Genomic DNA, 16,892 nt, shown 5'->3' with positions numbered 1-16,892 from the left:
AATGAGACTTGAGGTCGAAGGGGGATGCATTGTTCGCCGACATCCGTGGGCGGCATTTGCGAATCCTTCGCTAGGGTGGTAACCCTAGTGGAGGTAAGTCTCGAGGTGTTACACGTTTCTCAATTTCATGAGAGATTTCGGCATCGATTTGGCCCTCAAAATATGGCAGGCGCACGCGTAAATACTGTGCAGTAATTGGCTTACGGACCAAGCCGGGCCATTGCCGATCGACCCGCCGTGGGACGGAATCTTGGTTTAGTCGGATTCAGCAATGCTACGATTTGCCGAAGGCCGTTAGCCCCGGTTAACGGCCATGGAAACCGCCGCTAACGGGCTGTTGATTGAATCGTAACCCGCTGCGTAAGCGAGGGATGAGTCAATATCAATGATCCCTCGCTTACGCAGCGGGTTACGAAGAAAGTGCAAGCTCAAAACTCACGCGTCGGGTTTTGGTGCCGAGTAATTCACCAGCCGCTTGCGCCGAGACCCCATCATGGCAACCCCAAAGATCACCAAAACCCCGAGCGTGCCGGGCTCCGGTACCGCGATGGCGTTGTTGACCGTGAACAAGCCGTCCATCACGGTGGTGAACGAAGAGATGTCCACCATTCCGCCCGTGTTGGCCGTGCCGCGTTTGGCATCGACCAAGGTTAAATCCAACGCAAATGTGCCGCTATCTACCGAACCTTTTAACAGGAAATCAACCGACATCAAGCGTTTGGTTTGACCGCTTATGACGGTGTACTCGGTATTGTTTGATGCCGCTCCGAGTGAGTACAGATTGGTGTTGTGGGACAGATCGATTATCGGAGCTTGGGTGAACGCGAAATCCGCTTCTCCGGCGTTGGAATAGCTTAAATCTGTGCCGGGATCGTTTAATCGAAACGTGAATCCGGAAAACACCGACGGGCCTGCCAAACCATCGTGCGTCACTAAAACATCAATCGTGAAGACTTGGTCGCTGCCGTTACTTTGTACGGTCGTTTGGCTGGGATCGAATTGAATCACGAACGCCGCGTCCGCAGAACCGGCCGGCATCCAAGCCATCAAGATCGTAGCGAAGCTAACAACGCACGCAGCCAACGTAGGCTGGGTCGCAGCCGCTTCGGCGGAGACCCGGCAATTCCAACGAGAACGCGCCGATTGAAACAGCCTGCCGGGTGTGCGGCGAAGCGCCTTCACCCAGCCTACGGGAGAACAAGCCAACATCCACACCATCAAAATCGCAGCGAAGCTAACAACACACGCACCCAACGTAGGCTGGGTCGCAGCCGCTTCGGCGGAGACCCGGCAATTCCAACGAGAACGCGCCGATTGAAACAGCCTGCCGGGTGTGCGGCGAAGCGCCTTCACCCAGCCTACGGGAGAACCGGCCAACATCCACGCCATCAAAATCGCAGCGAAGCTAACAACCCACGCAGCCAGCGTAGGCTGGGTCGCAGCCGCTTCGGCGGAGACCCGGCAATTCGAACGTGAACGCGATGATTGGAAAGGCCTGCCGGGTGTGCGGCGAAGCGCCTTCACCCAGCCTACGGGAGAACCGGCCAGCATCCAAGCCATCAAGATCGTAGCAAAGCTAACAACGCACGCAGCCAACGTAGGCTGGGTCGCAGCCGCTTCGGCGGAGACCCGGCAATTCCAACGTGAACGCGCCGATTGAAACAGCTTGCCGGGTGTGCGGCGAAGCGCCTTCACCCAGCCTACGGGAGAACCGGCCGGCATCCACACCATCAAAATCGCAGCGAAGCTAACAACGCACGCAGCCAACGTAGGCTGGGTCGCAGCCGCTTCGGCGGAGACCCGGCAATTCCAATGAGAACGCGCCGATTGAAACAGCATGCCGGGTGTGCGGCGAAGCGCCTTCACCCAGCCTACGGGAGAACAAGCCAGCATCCACGCCATCAAGACCGCTGCGAAGCTAACAACGCACGCACCCAACGTAGGCTGGGTCGCAGCCGCTTCGGCGGAGACCCGGCAATTCCAACGAGTACGCGATGATTGAAACAGCCTGCCGGGTGTGCGGCGAAGCGCCTTCACCCAGCCTACGGGAGAACAAGCCAACATCCACACCATCAAGGTTGTGGCGAAGCTAACAACGCACGCACCCAACGTAGGCTGGGTCGCAGCCGCTTCGGCGGAGACCCGGCAATTCCAACGAGTACGCGCCGATTGAAACAGCCTGCCGGGTGTGCGGCGAAGCGCCTTCACCCAGCCTACGGGAGAACCGGCCAACATCCAAGCCATCAAGATCGCAGCGAAGCTAACAACCCACGCAGCCAGCGTAGGCTGGGTCGCAGCCGCTTCGGCGGAGACCCGGCAATTCCAACGAGTACGCGCCGATTGAAACAGCATGCCGGGTGTGCGGCGAAGCGCCTTCACCCAGCCTACGGGGGCGAAATCATTCATGACAACTCTCCGTCGAGGAACCAATCCGCGAGCGCTTCGTCCACCATCGATGCTTGCGATTCGTTCGGTTCAGAGTCTGGTAACTCCACCCAATCCAACGCCTCGCTCTCGCTCGCGGTGATCGCACCACCGGTCTTCAACATCGGTTCGGACCACAAATCCGCCTCCGTCACGTCACGCGTCGCTGCAAACAACATCGGTTCCGCTGGCGTGTCCACGATCATCAACGCCGTATCAGCGATCACATTGATCGCGGAGGCACTAATAGTCGGGGTACGATTAGTGAGGACGCCAATCGGTTCGGACTCGGCGATCAACGACTCTTCGCCGCCGGGGGCGATCCGGTTGAGTTCATTGATCACCCGCAATGCATCCAATGCCGTCAAGTTCCCGTCACCCGACGTGTCGTAGAACTCCAGACCGAACACAGCCAACAACGCCGGATCGACCAACGTCACTTCTTCGCCGGCGATGTCTTCGTTGTCGTTGAGCCGATTGATAATCTTCAACGCATCAAGGGCCGAGACATTTCCAGACGCGTCGACGTCGTACGGGTTCAACGGGTTGGTCCAATTCATCCCCGTGATTTGCAAGATCGTGTCTTCGAATCTTGCGATCACGTGCAAGGTTCCGTTGCCGACCCGAGTGCTGGTGATCTCAAACGGATCCGTCACGAGCACTCGGTCGTTCGGTTCAGCCGTCACCATCAATGTCTTGGAACCTGGTGACATCGTTCGAATCACCTCGGCATTGACGATCAAGTCGTTGGCTCCAAAGCCGGATAGGTCGATAATCTCGACCGATTGAAGGGGTCCGTTTGCAAGACGGCTGACCAAGTCGATCGTTTGTCCTTCGCTTGGTGGAATCAGACGGTCGATTCCTCCCTTGCCGTCGACCGAGACATTCAACTCGGATGAATCGGACAGCGAGATCGTGTCGTTGAGCGAGGAGCCGCTCACCGTGATCGCTTGTCCGAGCGGTTGCGATTCCAATTCCACGCCGTTGATGGATAACGTTTGTTGAGAACCCGCAGTCACCAACGAAAGGCTGTTGACGATCAGTGCATTCGAGCCGGCCACTCCGCTAGGCAAGCTCAACGCGAAGTTGTCGCTGAAGGCTTGCAGGTCGCCGATCGTGACCAAGCCGTCACCGTTGACGTCGGCGCGGATGTTGTAGTTGGCGTCTCCCGGTTCGCTGAAGTAAGCCGCGTCGTAAATCGACAGTTCGGCTTCGTTGATGATACCGTTGCCGTCGAGGTCGCCCGGCAAGACGCTGAAGTTCAGCGTGTATCCGCCGGTGATGGTTAGCTGGTAACGGTCCCGGCCGAGCGGTTGACTCAGTCCCAGGGTGACGAGTTGATTGGCAGCGTCGTAAGTGAACGAGCTAATTCTTCCCGAGTAATCCGTCGTGTTGACACCCGCCAACCCGAAATTGCTTTGCTGCAGGGACGCTCCATCGCCATCGGCGAACTGGATATGCAAGGTATCGAGGACTTCGGATGAAAACGCGGGGGAATCGACGGTAGCGGCCGTGACGTCAAATCCACGCGAATTGACAGAATCCACGTGGGAGGCGACGAAGCTCGGCCAAGCACTGGCGGCCAGATTCACTGCGGTAACGTTGGGTGCCGAAGCGGCTCGTTCCACAGCAGTCAGAATGACGGATTTGCCGATGTAGTTGACCCGCAGATCCACGTCGCCGAAGGGAAGTACGGCACCTTCGGGGGCATTGGTGAACGTCCCGACGATCGAATTTTGAACAGTCAAAATCGTGAAGGTATCGCCGATCGAAGCTTCAAAATTGTTGAACGGTAAGATGATCAACTCGCCTTCCAACAGTACCGAACCACTGGAGTTGATTTGATCGTGGCTGTCGTTGGTGAATCCCGGCGAGGTGCCACCGATCTCGATTTCAACGTCATTTAATCGGACGTTGCCGATGTTGCTGATGCTGGGACTGAGTCCAGGGGCGAACGTGCCGGAGACGAAGACAAAGTCGAACGAGCCGATGCCTTTGACGTATCCGGTCAATTCCAACTCTTGACCGAAGAACACACCCGACATGGCTCCGTTGTTGAATACCGCCTGAAAGACGCTATCAGGAGAATCAATCGTACCGATCCCCGAGACGTTGTCCCCCGCGTCAATCAAGACGCCGTTGGCGGCGACGATGGTGCCTTCATCCAAAGTGGTTAGTGTACCCAATTGGACTTGATTGCTGTCGAGCAACGCGACCGTGTGACTGCCGATGTTCAGCGTTCCACCGGTCACAAAGCCTGCCGGATTGGACGCATCGCCCAAAGACAAGTTGCCCGTCGCCGTGATCGTCGAACCGGCTTGACCGGCGATTCGGGCATTGATCAGACCGAACCCGTCGAGCGTCTCGTCGGCACCAATCGATAGCGGGCTGGTCGAGTTGATCGTCCCGCCACCAAGCGACGTGCGAGTTCCCATGTTGATCGGTGAGTTCACATCCAGTGTGATCGTGTTGGCACCGAAGTTGACGTGGCCGTCCAATCGCAGACTCTGCAGTTCATCGATCACGACCGGTTCAATCCCGGTGAACACGATCGTGCTGGAGTCGGCTCCGTCGGTCGCGGTAATCGAACCGGATCCGACCGTTCCGCTGGCCGTCCAAACGGCCGTGGTGCTGTCACGATCGCCCAAGATGGTCAGCGAATCGTTGCCGGTCCTGCCGTTGAAGACGATGTCACTGCCGAGTTCAAAGAACCCGCCACTGGCAAAGTCGATCACGACCGTGTCGTCGACACCATCCGTGCCGTTGATTTGAATCGACTCCGTCCCCGAGATCGCTTGCGAGCGAATCACCGCGTCCCCGTTGGCGCGGTCGATGACTTCCAAATTGGTTCCATTGAGACGAATCAAGAGGTCGTTGCTGTTGATCTGCGACAAACTCACGACCACGTCTTCGTTGATCGGCGTCGGCGCCACGGTGACGGGGATGACCTGGATCAGTTCTTGTCCATTGGCGTCGGTCGTCTTGACCTGCACGTAGAACACTTCGCCCACTTCGAGTCCCGTGACATCAACGATCTGCAACTGGTTGCCAGCCAACGCGAATCGGCTTTCAGGATTGTTTTCCAGCGTGAAGCTGTGCGAGTCCTGTCCGTCGGGATCGATCGTCGTTAGCGAGGCGATCGAAGTCATGGCCTCGACCGAATCAACGAACGAACCGCTCGACGCCGTCACCGCGACGGGAGCCTCATTCTTACCCGTGATCGTCAAGCTCACCGTCGCGGTACTGGAGTCACCAAAGTCATCCGTGATCGTATACGTGAAAGAATCCGTCGCCTCGATATTCAGCGGCAGACTGTCAAAGGCCCCGTTGGGAACGTACTCGTATTCACCATCCGTTTTCACTCGCAACAACGCACCCGACGGCAGAGTGAAGCGAACGCCCACATTGGCGGCCGATCCATTCACGGCAGTGACGACAAACGAGTCATCCGCGTCGGTGTCGTCGCGTGTGACACCACTGCCCGCAGGCACGACCAAGACCGCATCGGCATCCACCGCGCCGGTGTCCGCATTGGCGACCGGAGCATCATTGATGCCGGTGATCGTGATGGTCAGACGTGAGGTGTCCGTCGCCAAACCATCGGTGATCTGGTAAACGAAAATCTCGTTGACAACCTGCCCGCCGGTCAGCTTTTGAGCTTCGGCATTGAGGGTGAACGTGAAGCTGCCGTCGGTGGCCCAGTCCAATGAACCGTACTTGGTCGGCACATTCGTCGCCGCGTCGGTGGTGAAGGACGCGCCGGCGGACTCGCGAATCCCAATGACGGTGATTTCGGCATTGCCATCGATATCCGAATCGTTCGCGATCAGGTTCGGCAACGAGACCGACACGCCGTCCTCGGTCATGAACGAAAGGTCCCGAATCGCATTAGGAGCGTCGTTGACGCCGGCGACGGACACGGTGACCGTCGCAACGTCTTCGCCGCCGTTGCCATCGGAAACGACATAGCTGAACGTGTCAATGTCGGAATTGCCTTGTGCGAGCTGACTCAAGGCACGAGAGGATGTCGGGTCATACTCGACGCTTCCATCGGGATTGAGTTTTAATTTGGCACCAAGTTGCGAGGTCGCCGAGACGCTCTGGATCGTCAACGTGTCGGCACCCGGATCGGTGTCGTTGTCATGCAGTGTGGATGACGCGATCGTGATCACCGAGTCTTCGTTGAAAGACGGACGCCCCTGAACGTCGATTTCTCGATAGCCGACGTACCCGTTCTCGACATTGAAGAATTCAAATTGGACGGCCGCGACGTTGAGCGCGAGAACATCGCCGCTTAAATGAACACTTCCTCCTGAGGGCACCGACCCGTCCGGCACGAAGTTCACTGTCGTCAATTCAGTGAACACTGCGGGATCGGCGATCGTCGAGTACCGAACGATGTAGTTGTGGTTGTCCCTGCCCGCGTCACGCCACCCCGTAAAGGCCGCGATTTCGGTGATGTCGTAGCCACCAGGGCTGGCAATCGTATCGAGTGGGTAGGTCAGTTGCAGGTTGTTTCCCAGCGTCACTGTGTCCGGGTAACCGTCTACACCGGACGATCGGGCAATGCCGAAGGTGCCATCGGTCAAGACTCCAAGGTCGGAAGACGCCCCGCCCGAGGCACTGTAGCTGCCGCCCGTGATGATCGCAGTTTGACCGGCAATCAAGTCGTTGGTTGCGACGCTAAACGCTTGATCGGAAGACGCGGTCGCGAGTACCGGGGCGGTAACTGAAGTCAAGTCGTCGTCGGTGCCGATCGGTGTGACGTTTCCGATCACGATCGAAACCGGGACCACAGTGAACACAGCCGGATCACTCGCGTCGGTGACCGTCAACGTCGCCGTGTAGGTCCCATCTTGAGCGAAGGTGTGAGTCGCCGATAAGGAACCACCACTGACGCTGCCGGTCGAGTCAGTCGTTCCGTCACCCCAATTGATCGTGTAGGTGTGGTTGTCCGTGTCGCTGACGTCTGCGTCCAAAACATCTGCCGTCATAGTGACCGGCAAACCTTCGAAGGCTATAAGCGTTTCAACTTTGAGATGGACTTCGTTGATAGCGGTCCAGCCCCATCCGCCGGAATCGGTATCGAAAAAGTGCATTTGATACTGGACATTTTCAGTTGCGATCCCACGGGACTCCAAGTCAGATTTGGTGAAGTCGAAAATCGTAGGGGTTCCACCGATGTCCGTTTTCCACACGAAACCGTCGTACTGTTGCGTCTCGAGATTGTAAAACGCAATGGCTTTGTGCCCGTCGATGTTGGCAGAGCCACCATTGAAATTGATGACATCGCTGGGGTTGCCATACAAGGATGTTGTTGGCGAAGTCTGCAAGCCTTCGGTTCCATTTTCATCGCCGCCGCTAAAACTCACCGACAATAGCGTTGTATCGTTATCGGCTTTTTGAAATTGAAAACTGGGTGATGCCAATAGGAAGTTGGGATGGACATGGGCAATACCAAAACTGCCATTGGCAAGCCCGGCCCCAAAGCCGCGTGGCACGTTGAAACTCGCAAATCCATTGAGGACCTGCCAGTCAAGTTGACTTTGGCTTCCAAAGAAATCCCAACTCAACTCTTCATTTACCGCAACTGAATGGGCAACGACCGTAGGTGCTGCATTATCGACGGTCACGTTTACCGTCGCGTCGCGAGTGAAGCGCGTCGAAGGAACGCCGATCACATCGAGTTCGCGGTAGCCAACGTAAGTAATTTCGACTCCAGTGAAGTGAAATTGAACGTGAGCCACATTCGCCGCTAGAGTGCCGCCACCGATCGAGACCCTGCCACTGGATGGATTGTTCGATGTGGGCTTAAAGTCGACCCTACGGAGATCGATAAATGTCGTCGGTGCATCGACGGTTGAGTAACGGACCGTGTAGTTGTGGTCGTCACGACCTGGGTCTCGCCAACCCGTGTACGACTGGATGGTGTTCACGTCGTATCCATCTGGGCTGGCCGCCAGATCAAGATCGTACGTCAAGATTGTGCCATTACCAATTTCCAACGCACCAGCGTAGCCGTTCGTAATCCCTGCAGCCCCGAATAGATCGTCAGACAGCAAACCAGGATTCGCTGTTGGTGCTTCTCTGGCCAACAATTGAGTGCCGGTGACCGTAGGAATCAATCCGGAGAGTAAGTCACCGGCAAAGACCGCTAAGGCTGCGTTGGACGACTCTGTTGTTATCTCTGGCGCGTCAATGACAACGGGACTGAAACTGTCCGCTACGGAAACGGCAACGGAATACGTCGCATCGCTGGTGGCGCGGAATTGGAAAGTTTCGTTGTCTACAACGGGGACCACTTCATAAGTTCCGCCACTGACCGTCCAAGTAAATTGCCGACTGGCAGAGTCGCTCAATTCCGGTAAACCAGCAATCGAGAATGTCAGCAGATCACCTTCGGCGCCGGTGGTCGTACCAACGATCGAAATCGGAGACTCCCCAGCGACCGGCAGTGTGAAAGGATCACTGATGTGTGTCAGGATGGCGGTTCCCGTCGAAAAATTATCCGTGATTCGCAACGTCACGCTGTAATTGCCCGATTGCAGTGGGACGAATTGCAGATCCGTTGTGGTGAACGTCTGCGTGCTCGCGTTGGGCGCGGTTACGGTCCACAAGTAGTCGCGTGTGACGGTTTCGCCGGTGCCTCGTAGTGGTCCGGCGGGAGCGAGGAGGCTGGAATCGGCCGAAGAGAGGCGAGCGATTTGTCCCACCGTTGGTGTCACTGGTGGATCGGTCTCGGGAATCGAGATCGTCGCCAATGGGTTGATCGTGAAGATCTGTTCGAATGTGCCCGAGTCACCGTTGTTGTCAGTCACGGTCAAGTTGACCGTGTACTGGCCGGCGTAGCGTGGAGTGAAGTCGAATTCGATGTCGTCGCTGGAGAGGATTTCTTGACCGTTGTTGGTCGTTACATCCCAGCGATAAGAGAATCGGTCGTTCACGCCTGGATCGTCAAAATCGCGAGCGTCCAAGCGAATCGGTTGTCCGATCGCCAGCGTGTTGCCACTATCGGGATTCAAATCATTGATCACCGGTGCAACGTTGCCGACGACGATCTCGGTGACCGACTGATCGAACCCGCCATCATCGTCACGTGCCGTGACCGTCAGCGTGTACGTTCCATCATCGTCAAACGTGTACGTCTTTCTAAGCGCTGGTGGCACATCGTTGGTGGCCGTCGCCGTGTTAGTGATTGCATCGAATCGGTTGTTACTGCGATCGGTCGGCAAAACGGAATTGCCATCGAAGTCCAACCACACTTTCAGGTTTGCATCATTCGTATTGATCACGCCGACACTGGCAGCTCCGATTTCGTTTGCGGTCAGAACGCGATCCCATACAACAAATCCATCAAGTGTGCCATTGAGAGATTGTCCTGCCGAAAATCCGCCGCCCAGCGAATCCTGTTCTTGCCCAATGAACAGACCACCCGGATCAACTTGCAGTACGGTAGTCGTACCGATTGGCTTGACCCCCTGCGAGACACCGTCGATAAAGAGTTCCGCGTTACCGGATAACGATCGCGTGATAGCAAAGTGGTGATAGATTCCATCGGTAACCGTTGGGATAGTCCAATCGGCATCGGATAACCCGCCTGCTTGCTGTTGAAACAACCGAAACGTTGTTCCCTCCAGCAACAGCGTGAATTCGTTATCAGCCGAAGCATTCGCAGAACTGATAATTGCCTGACCCGCGGTCTTGGTCGTCTGCAGCCAGAACGACGCGGTCAGGTCACCGGCACCATCAAGCACGGTATGTGGCAACTCCACTTCGCTGTTGTTAAACGAAAGTGCCTGTTGCGTCGTGGGAACATCATCGGTCCAAGTCGGAAGAGTGGACGGGGCGGTAACCCGTACGGCCTCATACGACGAGAGAGAACGTCGCCAAATTGTCAGTCCGTCAAGCAAACCGATCAAATCCTGATGGTCCTGAAATCCGCCGCCAATGTTGTCTTGGTCTTGCCCGACACCGAGGCCACCGACCGGAATCACCAACGCGTTGGTCTGGCTTGAGAATGTTTTGGAGCCTTGGTCGACTCCGTCAACCCACAATCGAACGGAGTTATCACTCTGATCTCGCGTGATCGCGAAACGGTGCGGTTGACCATCCGCGAAAGCTGAGAGTCCAGTCCAACTGACGCCTATGTTCTGCACGCGGACCTGGATCTCGGTGCCGCTATTTGCGTATACCCAAACTTCGTTCGAGGCCGGTGATCCACTTCCTCTCGCGCCACTCAGGATGGATTGCTGCGTCGTTGCGGTCGTGGTCAGCGTAAACGCGACACTGAAGTCTTCGGCACCGTTGAGAATTTCGTTGTCAAGGGCGATGAAGTCGCCTTGATCATCGACAAACGTGGTGGCCGGCAGGGGATCGAGTGATCGCTCGATTTCCAATGATTCGTTCAGTACATCGCTCAAGGCGGTAAAGGAAACATCCAACCCCAAGGGTCCACGATCGGCCGCCACATCACCGGCACCTTCGTCAAACGGTAGGTGCAGTCGAAGGTTGTTGTCGGATGTGTCGACGATGCCATCGCGAATCTCATTGATCTCGTCTGCGCTGAGAGCACGATTCCAAACACTTAATTCGTCGAGCGATCCCTCGAGCACATCCTCAGTCAGGACTATCACGTTATCGATCAGAATCACATCGTTTGAGCCTAGAGATGTGATCTCACCATCGGCACCTACTTGGCTCAAACGTAGCCACAGCGAACCAGTTCCTGTTGTTCCTGTGTTGAGCACAAACTCATGATGTTCGACTCCAGTTGGATGATCGATCTGTCGCGATGCAAGCGCCGCCATCGCCCCGGTGACTGTTTGGATCGTCGTTCCAGTGGCGGCAGTCGAGGCGTCACCTGCCCATAACTCAACAAGCAGATCGCTGTTTCCACAACAATCCGTACGGTCACCCACGTCGAGTGATATGCGGACGTCTGTGTTTGCCCTGAAATCGCCAAGCTGTTGATAAATTGCTCCAGGATCATCGGTGTCACTAATCAGTTCGATCCACTGCACCCCATCAGTTGGCGTTTGCCCAACGCTCGCAGTGAGCGCAAACGCACCAATGGTGGCACCTGACTTCTCTTCGAACCAATGATCAGGACGGACCAAGCCGGCGATAACTGGTGATTCGAAGCTACCGTTGGTGACCAGGTTGGTCTGTGTTCCAAGGAATAAGTTATCAATGTCTAGACCACCGCCCGTCACGCTTAGGGGTTGTGGTGTGCCAATGAGTTCGCCGTCGATGAACAACTCGGCGACTTCATCTTGCAAGTTGCGGGTGATCGCGATGTGATGGTAGTTCCCATCCGCGATGCCCAGCAGTGGATCTCCGAGATTGCTCCACGTGACCGTCTCTCCCTGCAAGGTCAATTCAAGCGTTGTCTTGTCAACCAATTGAACCAGGAATTCATCGGCAGCGAATTCGCTCGAACCGCTCAACACGGTTTGCGTTCCTGCTGCGGTTGTCTTCAACCAAAACGTCGTTGTTAGGTTCGTCGCCCCGTCGAGGGCTGCACTCGAAATCTCCAACGCCGAATTATCAAATTCAAGCGCGTTGTGAATCAGGCTGGTGGTTTGTCCTGCGGGATCGGTGATGGTGACCTGTGTGACCAAGGCATCGTTCACGCCCGCGTCGGTCACGGTAATTTCGCCGCCTTGGTTGTCGTTGATATTGATGGTCCCCGATACCAATCCGGGACTCGAAGGTAGATCAAGCGAAATCGAATCACCTTCGTTGACACTGATGCCCTGTGGGAACGAAACGCTTAACTCAGGAGATTCGTTGATCGCAAAGTAGGGAACCAATGTCCCATCACCCAAGTCGACCAAGGCGTATCCCTCATCGACCAACGTCGTTGTGTTGCCGCCAATCGTTAGGTCCGTACCTTCGGGCACGATACGGTTCACTGATGAATGATCGATCGATCGGCTGTAGTGTTCCGCGATGCGATCTAAAGATAGCGCCGTGTTGTACAACGCCACCTCATCCAAAACGCCGTTGGTCAATGGAAACGAACCGCTTGTCTGTGCGTCATGAAATCGAGTGTTGCCACTGGCACCAATATGGATGTCACCGTTGTGACCGCTTACCCCGCTGTTGCTTCCGAAGATACTGGACTGCGATGCGGCCAACTCGCCATCGACATAGAGACTTAACGTCGGATAGTCGAACACTGCCGTGATATGGTAGGTCGCATCACTTTCAACCGGTGTGGTGATCCATTGCCCGTCGTTGCTGTCCCAAGCCCCAAAATACAGCTCACCACCGTTGAGATAAATATTAAACCCATTGGTAGAGCCTCCCTGTTCGTACAACATCTGACGGTTTGTAACATCTTGAGCTTTAAACAGTAGTTCAAACGATCTTGCGACAATCTCTGTGCCGGTATCGTTGATGCCGCTGTTGTTGGGAATCTCGATTTCATTGGTGCCATCGAACTGCATTGCCCCGTTGAGATCGCTTCGTAACAGGCTCTTGGCCGCAACTGCAGGGGAACTTAGCGTGCCATCAATCCCCGCCAGAGACCCACTATTGACGACCGTGGTCCCGGACGTTTCGTCCAAACGCCAGTACGCGACTGGTGAATCTTCAAGCACCGCAGCGGAGTAGGATGCACTGATCGGTAGATAAAGAGTCGTCAAGTTGGTAAGGCTCAAGACGGTATCTCGAACCATGGTCGACAAGGAATCGATATTGGTTCCTCGTAGATCGAGATGCCGCAGATCGTTCAAACCGGCGAGATGGATCAGTTGGTCATTCTCAATGGGATTTCCCGAAACGCTCAACGATTGCAAATTGGGTGTGTGACGCAACAACGACAGGTCGCGGACGTTGTCAAAGCCGCTGATGTCCAGATGCGTTAGCTGGAACAGGTCGCTCGCGGTGATTGGCCTGCTCGAGATCGGTCCATTCAAACCGGTGACGACCGGATTACCAAGGGCGTTGGCGAGCGCCATTGGCATCGACTGGTGAGCCAAGAGTCGAATGTCATCGACGAACCAGTCGTCGAAACTGGATGTTGCACTGTTGGTGCCGGTGTTAGTAAATCGGAACTGAAACTCATCGGTTAACGCATCACTCGGGATCGCAAAACTGTCTGGGGTGAACTCCGTCTCGGTCGTCCGGGAGCCAAGGTGCCGTTGAGCCTCTTGCCAATCGCCGGTACGACTGCGCCGGTACTCGACAATCAAATCCTCACCCGGGTCAGGCGTTTCACCACCTCCGGTTTGCTGATAAGCGTAGCGCAACGTGGCGGAATCATAGCCGGACAAATCGAAAACGTTGGAGGTGAAGCTGTCTCCTGCGGTAGGAGTGCCGTTGAGGCGTAGTGAAGAAAAACCGCTGGGTTCATTCACACCCAACTGATCAATCATCCGCCACGAGAACGACTCATAGTGTGAGTCTGGCACGCGACCGCCAAAGCTACTTACAAGAATTTCTTCACCCGGTTGGCCGGTTCCGTCGTCGGCCAAGATGGAGAGGCTAAAATCTTCCAGTCGTTCTTGACAACATCCATCCTCGCGTTGCCAGAGACGAATGGTTCCGATGTTTCGCGTCGTCCCCAAATCGATGATGATCTCAGCACCGACGCCATTGCTGACGGTTACTGTCGCGGAATTGCTTTCGCCGTCCCCATCAATGATGGAATTGATTCCATCCGTAGCATGTTCAAGGCTGGGAGCGAAAGAAAAAACGGATGCTCCGTTGGCAACCAGCGCGAGATCGTTGGCGTTGTCAAAAGTTTCTAATGGGTTTGCACCAGGCCCAAAGACTTCCAATTCGGAGACGTGAAGTCTGCGACTGACGGTTCCATTGTTTTGAATGCGGATGAAACGTCCTGCGACATTGCCTAGCCCATCAAAGTCATTGCCCTCGAAATCTTCGTAATACAATTCGTTGGATAAAGTCGGCTCAACGAGGACTGGATCCAAAAGCGGCAACGCGTTTCCTTGAACCAATTCGGCGACCGGAACAGCGATCAGGTCAAGGTCAGCGATATCTCGATCCAGAACCTCGACGGACTCCGCGGTGATCGTGTCGGCACCGCTGCCGCCGTAGATTTCATCCAAGCCGTGATTGCCGATGATGGTGTCATCCCCATCACCCCCATGAAGAACATCTCGATCGGGACTCGCGTCGGTTTCGATGACTTGTTGTTGTCCGCGAATGGGGGCATCCACAGTGATGACAAACGTGCCTTTGGCGACCTGGACGTCGTGCAGAGCGGTCCAGCCCCATCCGCCAGAATCGGTGTCGAAGAAATGCAGTTGATATTCGCCGTTCTCCGTATCGATCCCGCGTGTCTCAAGTTCAGCCTTGGTGTAGTCGAACGTCGTGGCACCCGAGCTGTTGCCGTTTGACTTCCAAACGAAACCGTCGTACTGATCTGATGCGACGTTGTAAAACGCGATCGCTTTGTGACCGTCGGGTCCGGAAACTCCCCCGTTGAAGTTGATGATATCGTCCGGGCCGCTGTAAAGAGTCGTGGTAGGCAGGGTTTGGTCGCCGCTGTCGCCGTTGACGTCGCCACCACGAAAGCTGACCGAAAGAAGCGTTTCATTGTCGGTTGCCTGTGGGAATTGAAAGGCAGGTGAAGCCAAAAGGAAGTTTGGGTGGGATGCGTCCTGAATAAGACTACCGCTCGCGCTGGCAGCAGCACCGATGCCGATGGCGAAGCCCGCAAATCCACCCAACACATTCCAATCCAATGAAGTTTGGCTCGCCGCAAAATCGGAATCCAATGAATCATTGTCGACGCGCAGATAGTGCGTGCCAGCTTCGAGGTTGCGAAGATCGAAGATGGTTTGATCTCGCGTAATCACGCTACCGCTTTCGGCCACCAAGTCACCACGGACGTTTCCATCGAGTCGGATCAGGTTGCCTTCACGCCCATCACCAAGGGTCGTGAATTGGAACCATCGCGAATCGGCACCGGAGTCAAACCGATAAGGCGTTCCACCATCATCGAATCGTTCCGGCACTCCCGATCCGCGGTCGACCAGGAATGACCCGCTGCCGGCGACGTTGAAGTTCTCCAGCGTATCGATCTCGTTGGCGGTGACGTGTCCGAGCGGGGAACCGAGAATCGTGTAAACTCGGCCCGCGTCGCCCTGTGGCTGAACGCCGGCGAAAGTCAAGTCAACGATCCTATCACCATTGAGGTCGACGCCAGGTCGGTTCGGAAGAATGAATTCGCTGGTGAGGGAATCAAGACCTGCCACGTTGAGAATGACATCGGCATCGTCGATCGTGAGGGTCAATCCGCTAAGTGTGCTGGCCGAAGCGAACAGACCGACCATCTGATTGGCCGCATCAGCGACCACCAAGTCAGCGATCCCGTCTCCCGTGAAATCACCGCCAATGACCGAGAGGTGCGCGCCGTTGATCGTAATCACCGGCGTGTCAAAGATCGTTCCCATGTCGGCCTGACCGGTATAGACCAACAGGTTCGTCGAATCCGCGAACGCGACGTCGTCGTAGCCGTCGTTGTTGATGTCACCGATCGCGTAAGGCTCACTCACCGAGCCGCTCGTGCCCGTGACGGTGATTCGCGTATTGCCCGCTGCGGGCAACTGATGCAAGATCGGTGACGTTGTGGTTGACAGAACGGTTTCGGTCCCGGAACTCTGCAGATTCTCTCCACTGACAGTCAGGTCCAACGCCCAACGGTTGAGAGTCCCGGTGATGTCGGTGAAAAGCGAAGTATTCATGGACAGTTCGAGCGTCCAGGTTCCATTGGGAGATTCGCCCATCAACTTCGACAGCGACTGTCGAGGACGGATGTATCCCTCGGCGTTCGTCGCAGTCGAAGCCGAACCAAGACCGTCGCGGATTGCTGCGAGCGAATTGCTGGCAGCCGAGTCAAACGTTCCATCGATCGAAAACGCGGACGAGCTAAAGCTTCCCGAACCATCGCGGAACAAATTCACACGAGTACCTTGGGGACTGATCAAATCGGCGGCTACATAACGGAACCGGGACATCGATAGATCAAGATCCAAATCAACATCATCAATGGTCCCCTTGAAGCCCGAAACATTCAACGTCGAAGTGAACAAGGTCTCAGGATTTGGCAGATTAACAGTCGTCGGCGTGCTCGTGGAAGTAACAGTATCAATGGCTTGGATTCGTGGATCAAAGAATTGTCCCCAATCCCAGTCCGCTACGCCCGCGGATGCTGAGACAAGAGTCAGGTACCGAGCGTTGCCGGGGATTTCCAAGATAAATGATGGTTCATTGTCACTGGTGATCGGTGCGGGCAACGGGCTGGTCACTGACCATGTGGAACCTTGATTACCGAAGGTTGCCGGTTGCCCGTTAACGACGCCGCCGAGTATCGCTGAACTACTACTGACGATCGCAGCCGCATTGATCACGCCGGGAACGTCCGATCGCATTCCAACTCGGGGTGCGACGAACTGTAACGGCTGATCGGCAGGCATTCCGGCGGCACTCCGAAT

The 16,892-nt window shown here is 55.8% G+C and carries 2 protein-coding genes (1 of these 2 only partly in view); both read right to left on the bottom strand.

The genetic code is table 11. The features are described 5' to 3' along the window. Positions 1–435 precede the first annotated feature (435 nt). Complete coding sequence (locus Pla100_RS13640) at positions 436–2,406, bottom strand: hypothetical protein (RefSeq protein ID WP_146578264.1); 1,971 nt, start codon at positions 2,404–2,406, stop codon at positions 436–438. Then, on the bottom strand, positions 2,403–16,892 hold the final stretch of the coding sequence (locus tag Pla100_RS13635; RefSeq protein WP_146578263.1) for a LamG-like jellyroll fold domain-containing protein. Its footprint extends 16,134 nt past the window's final position; 14,490 of the gene's 30,624 nt are visible here — the last part of the coding sequence; its start codon lies beyond the right edge, outside the window — the gene reads right to left on this strand; it ends in the stop codon at positions 2,403–2,405. The genes Pla100_RS13640 and Pla100_RS13635 overlap by 4 nt, the downstream gene beginning before the upstream one ends.

The sequence above is a fragment of the Neorhodopirellula pilleata genome (assembly GCF_007859915.1).
Classification (GTDB): Bacteria; Planctomycetota; Planctomycetia; order Pirellulales; family Pirellulaceae; genus Rhodopirellula; species Rhodopirellula pilleata.
This window is presented reverse-complemented; position numbering and strand designations above follow the sequence as displayed.

What these genes read in the sequence shown, in the direction of transcription:
- Pla100_RS13640 (WP_146578264.1), bottom strand. Translation starts at nt 2,406, where the DNA reads ATGAATGATTTCGCCCCCGTAGGCTGGGTGAAGGCGCTTCGCCGCACA.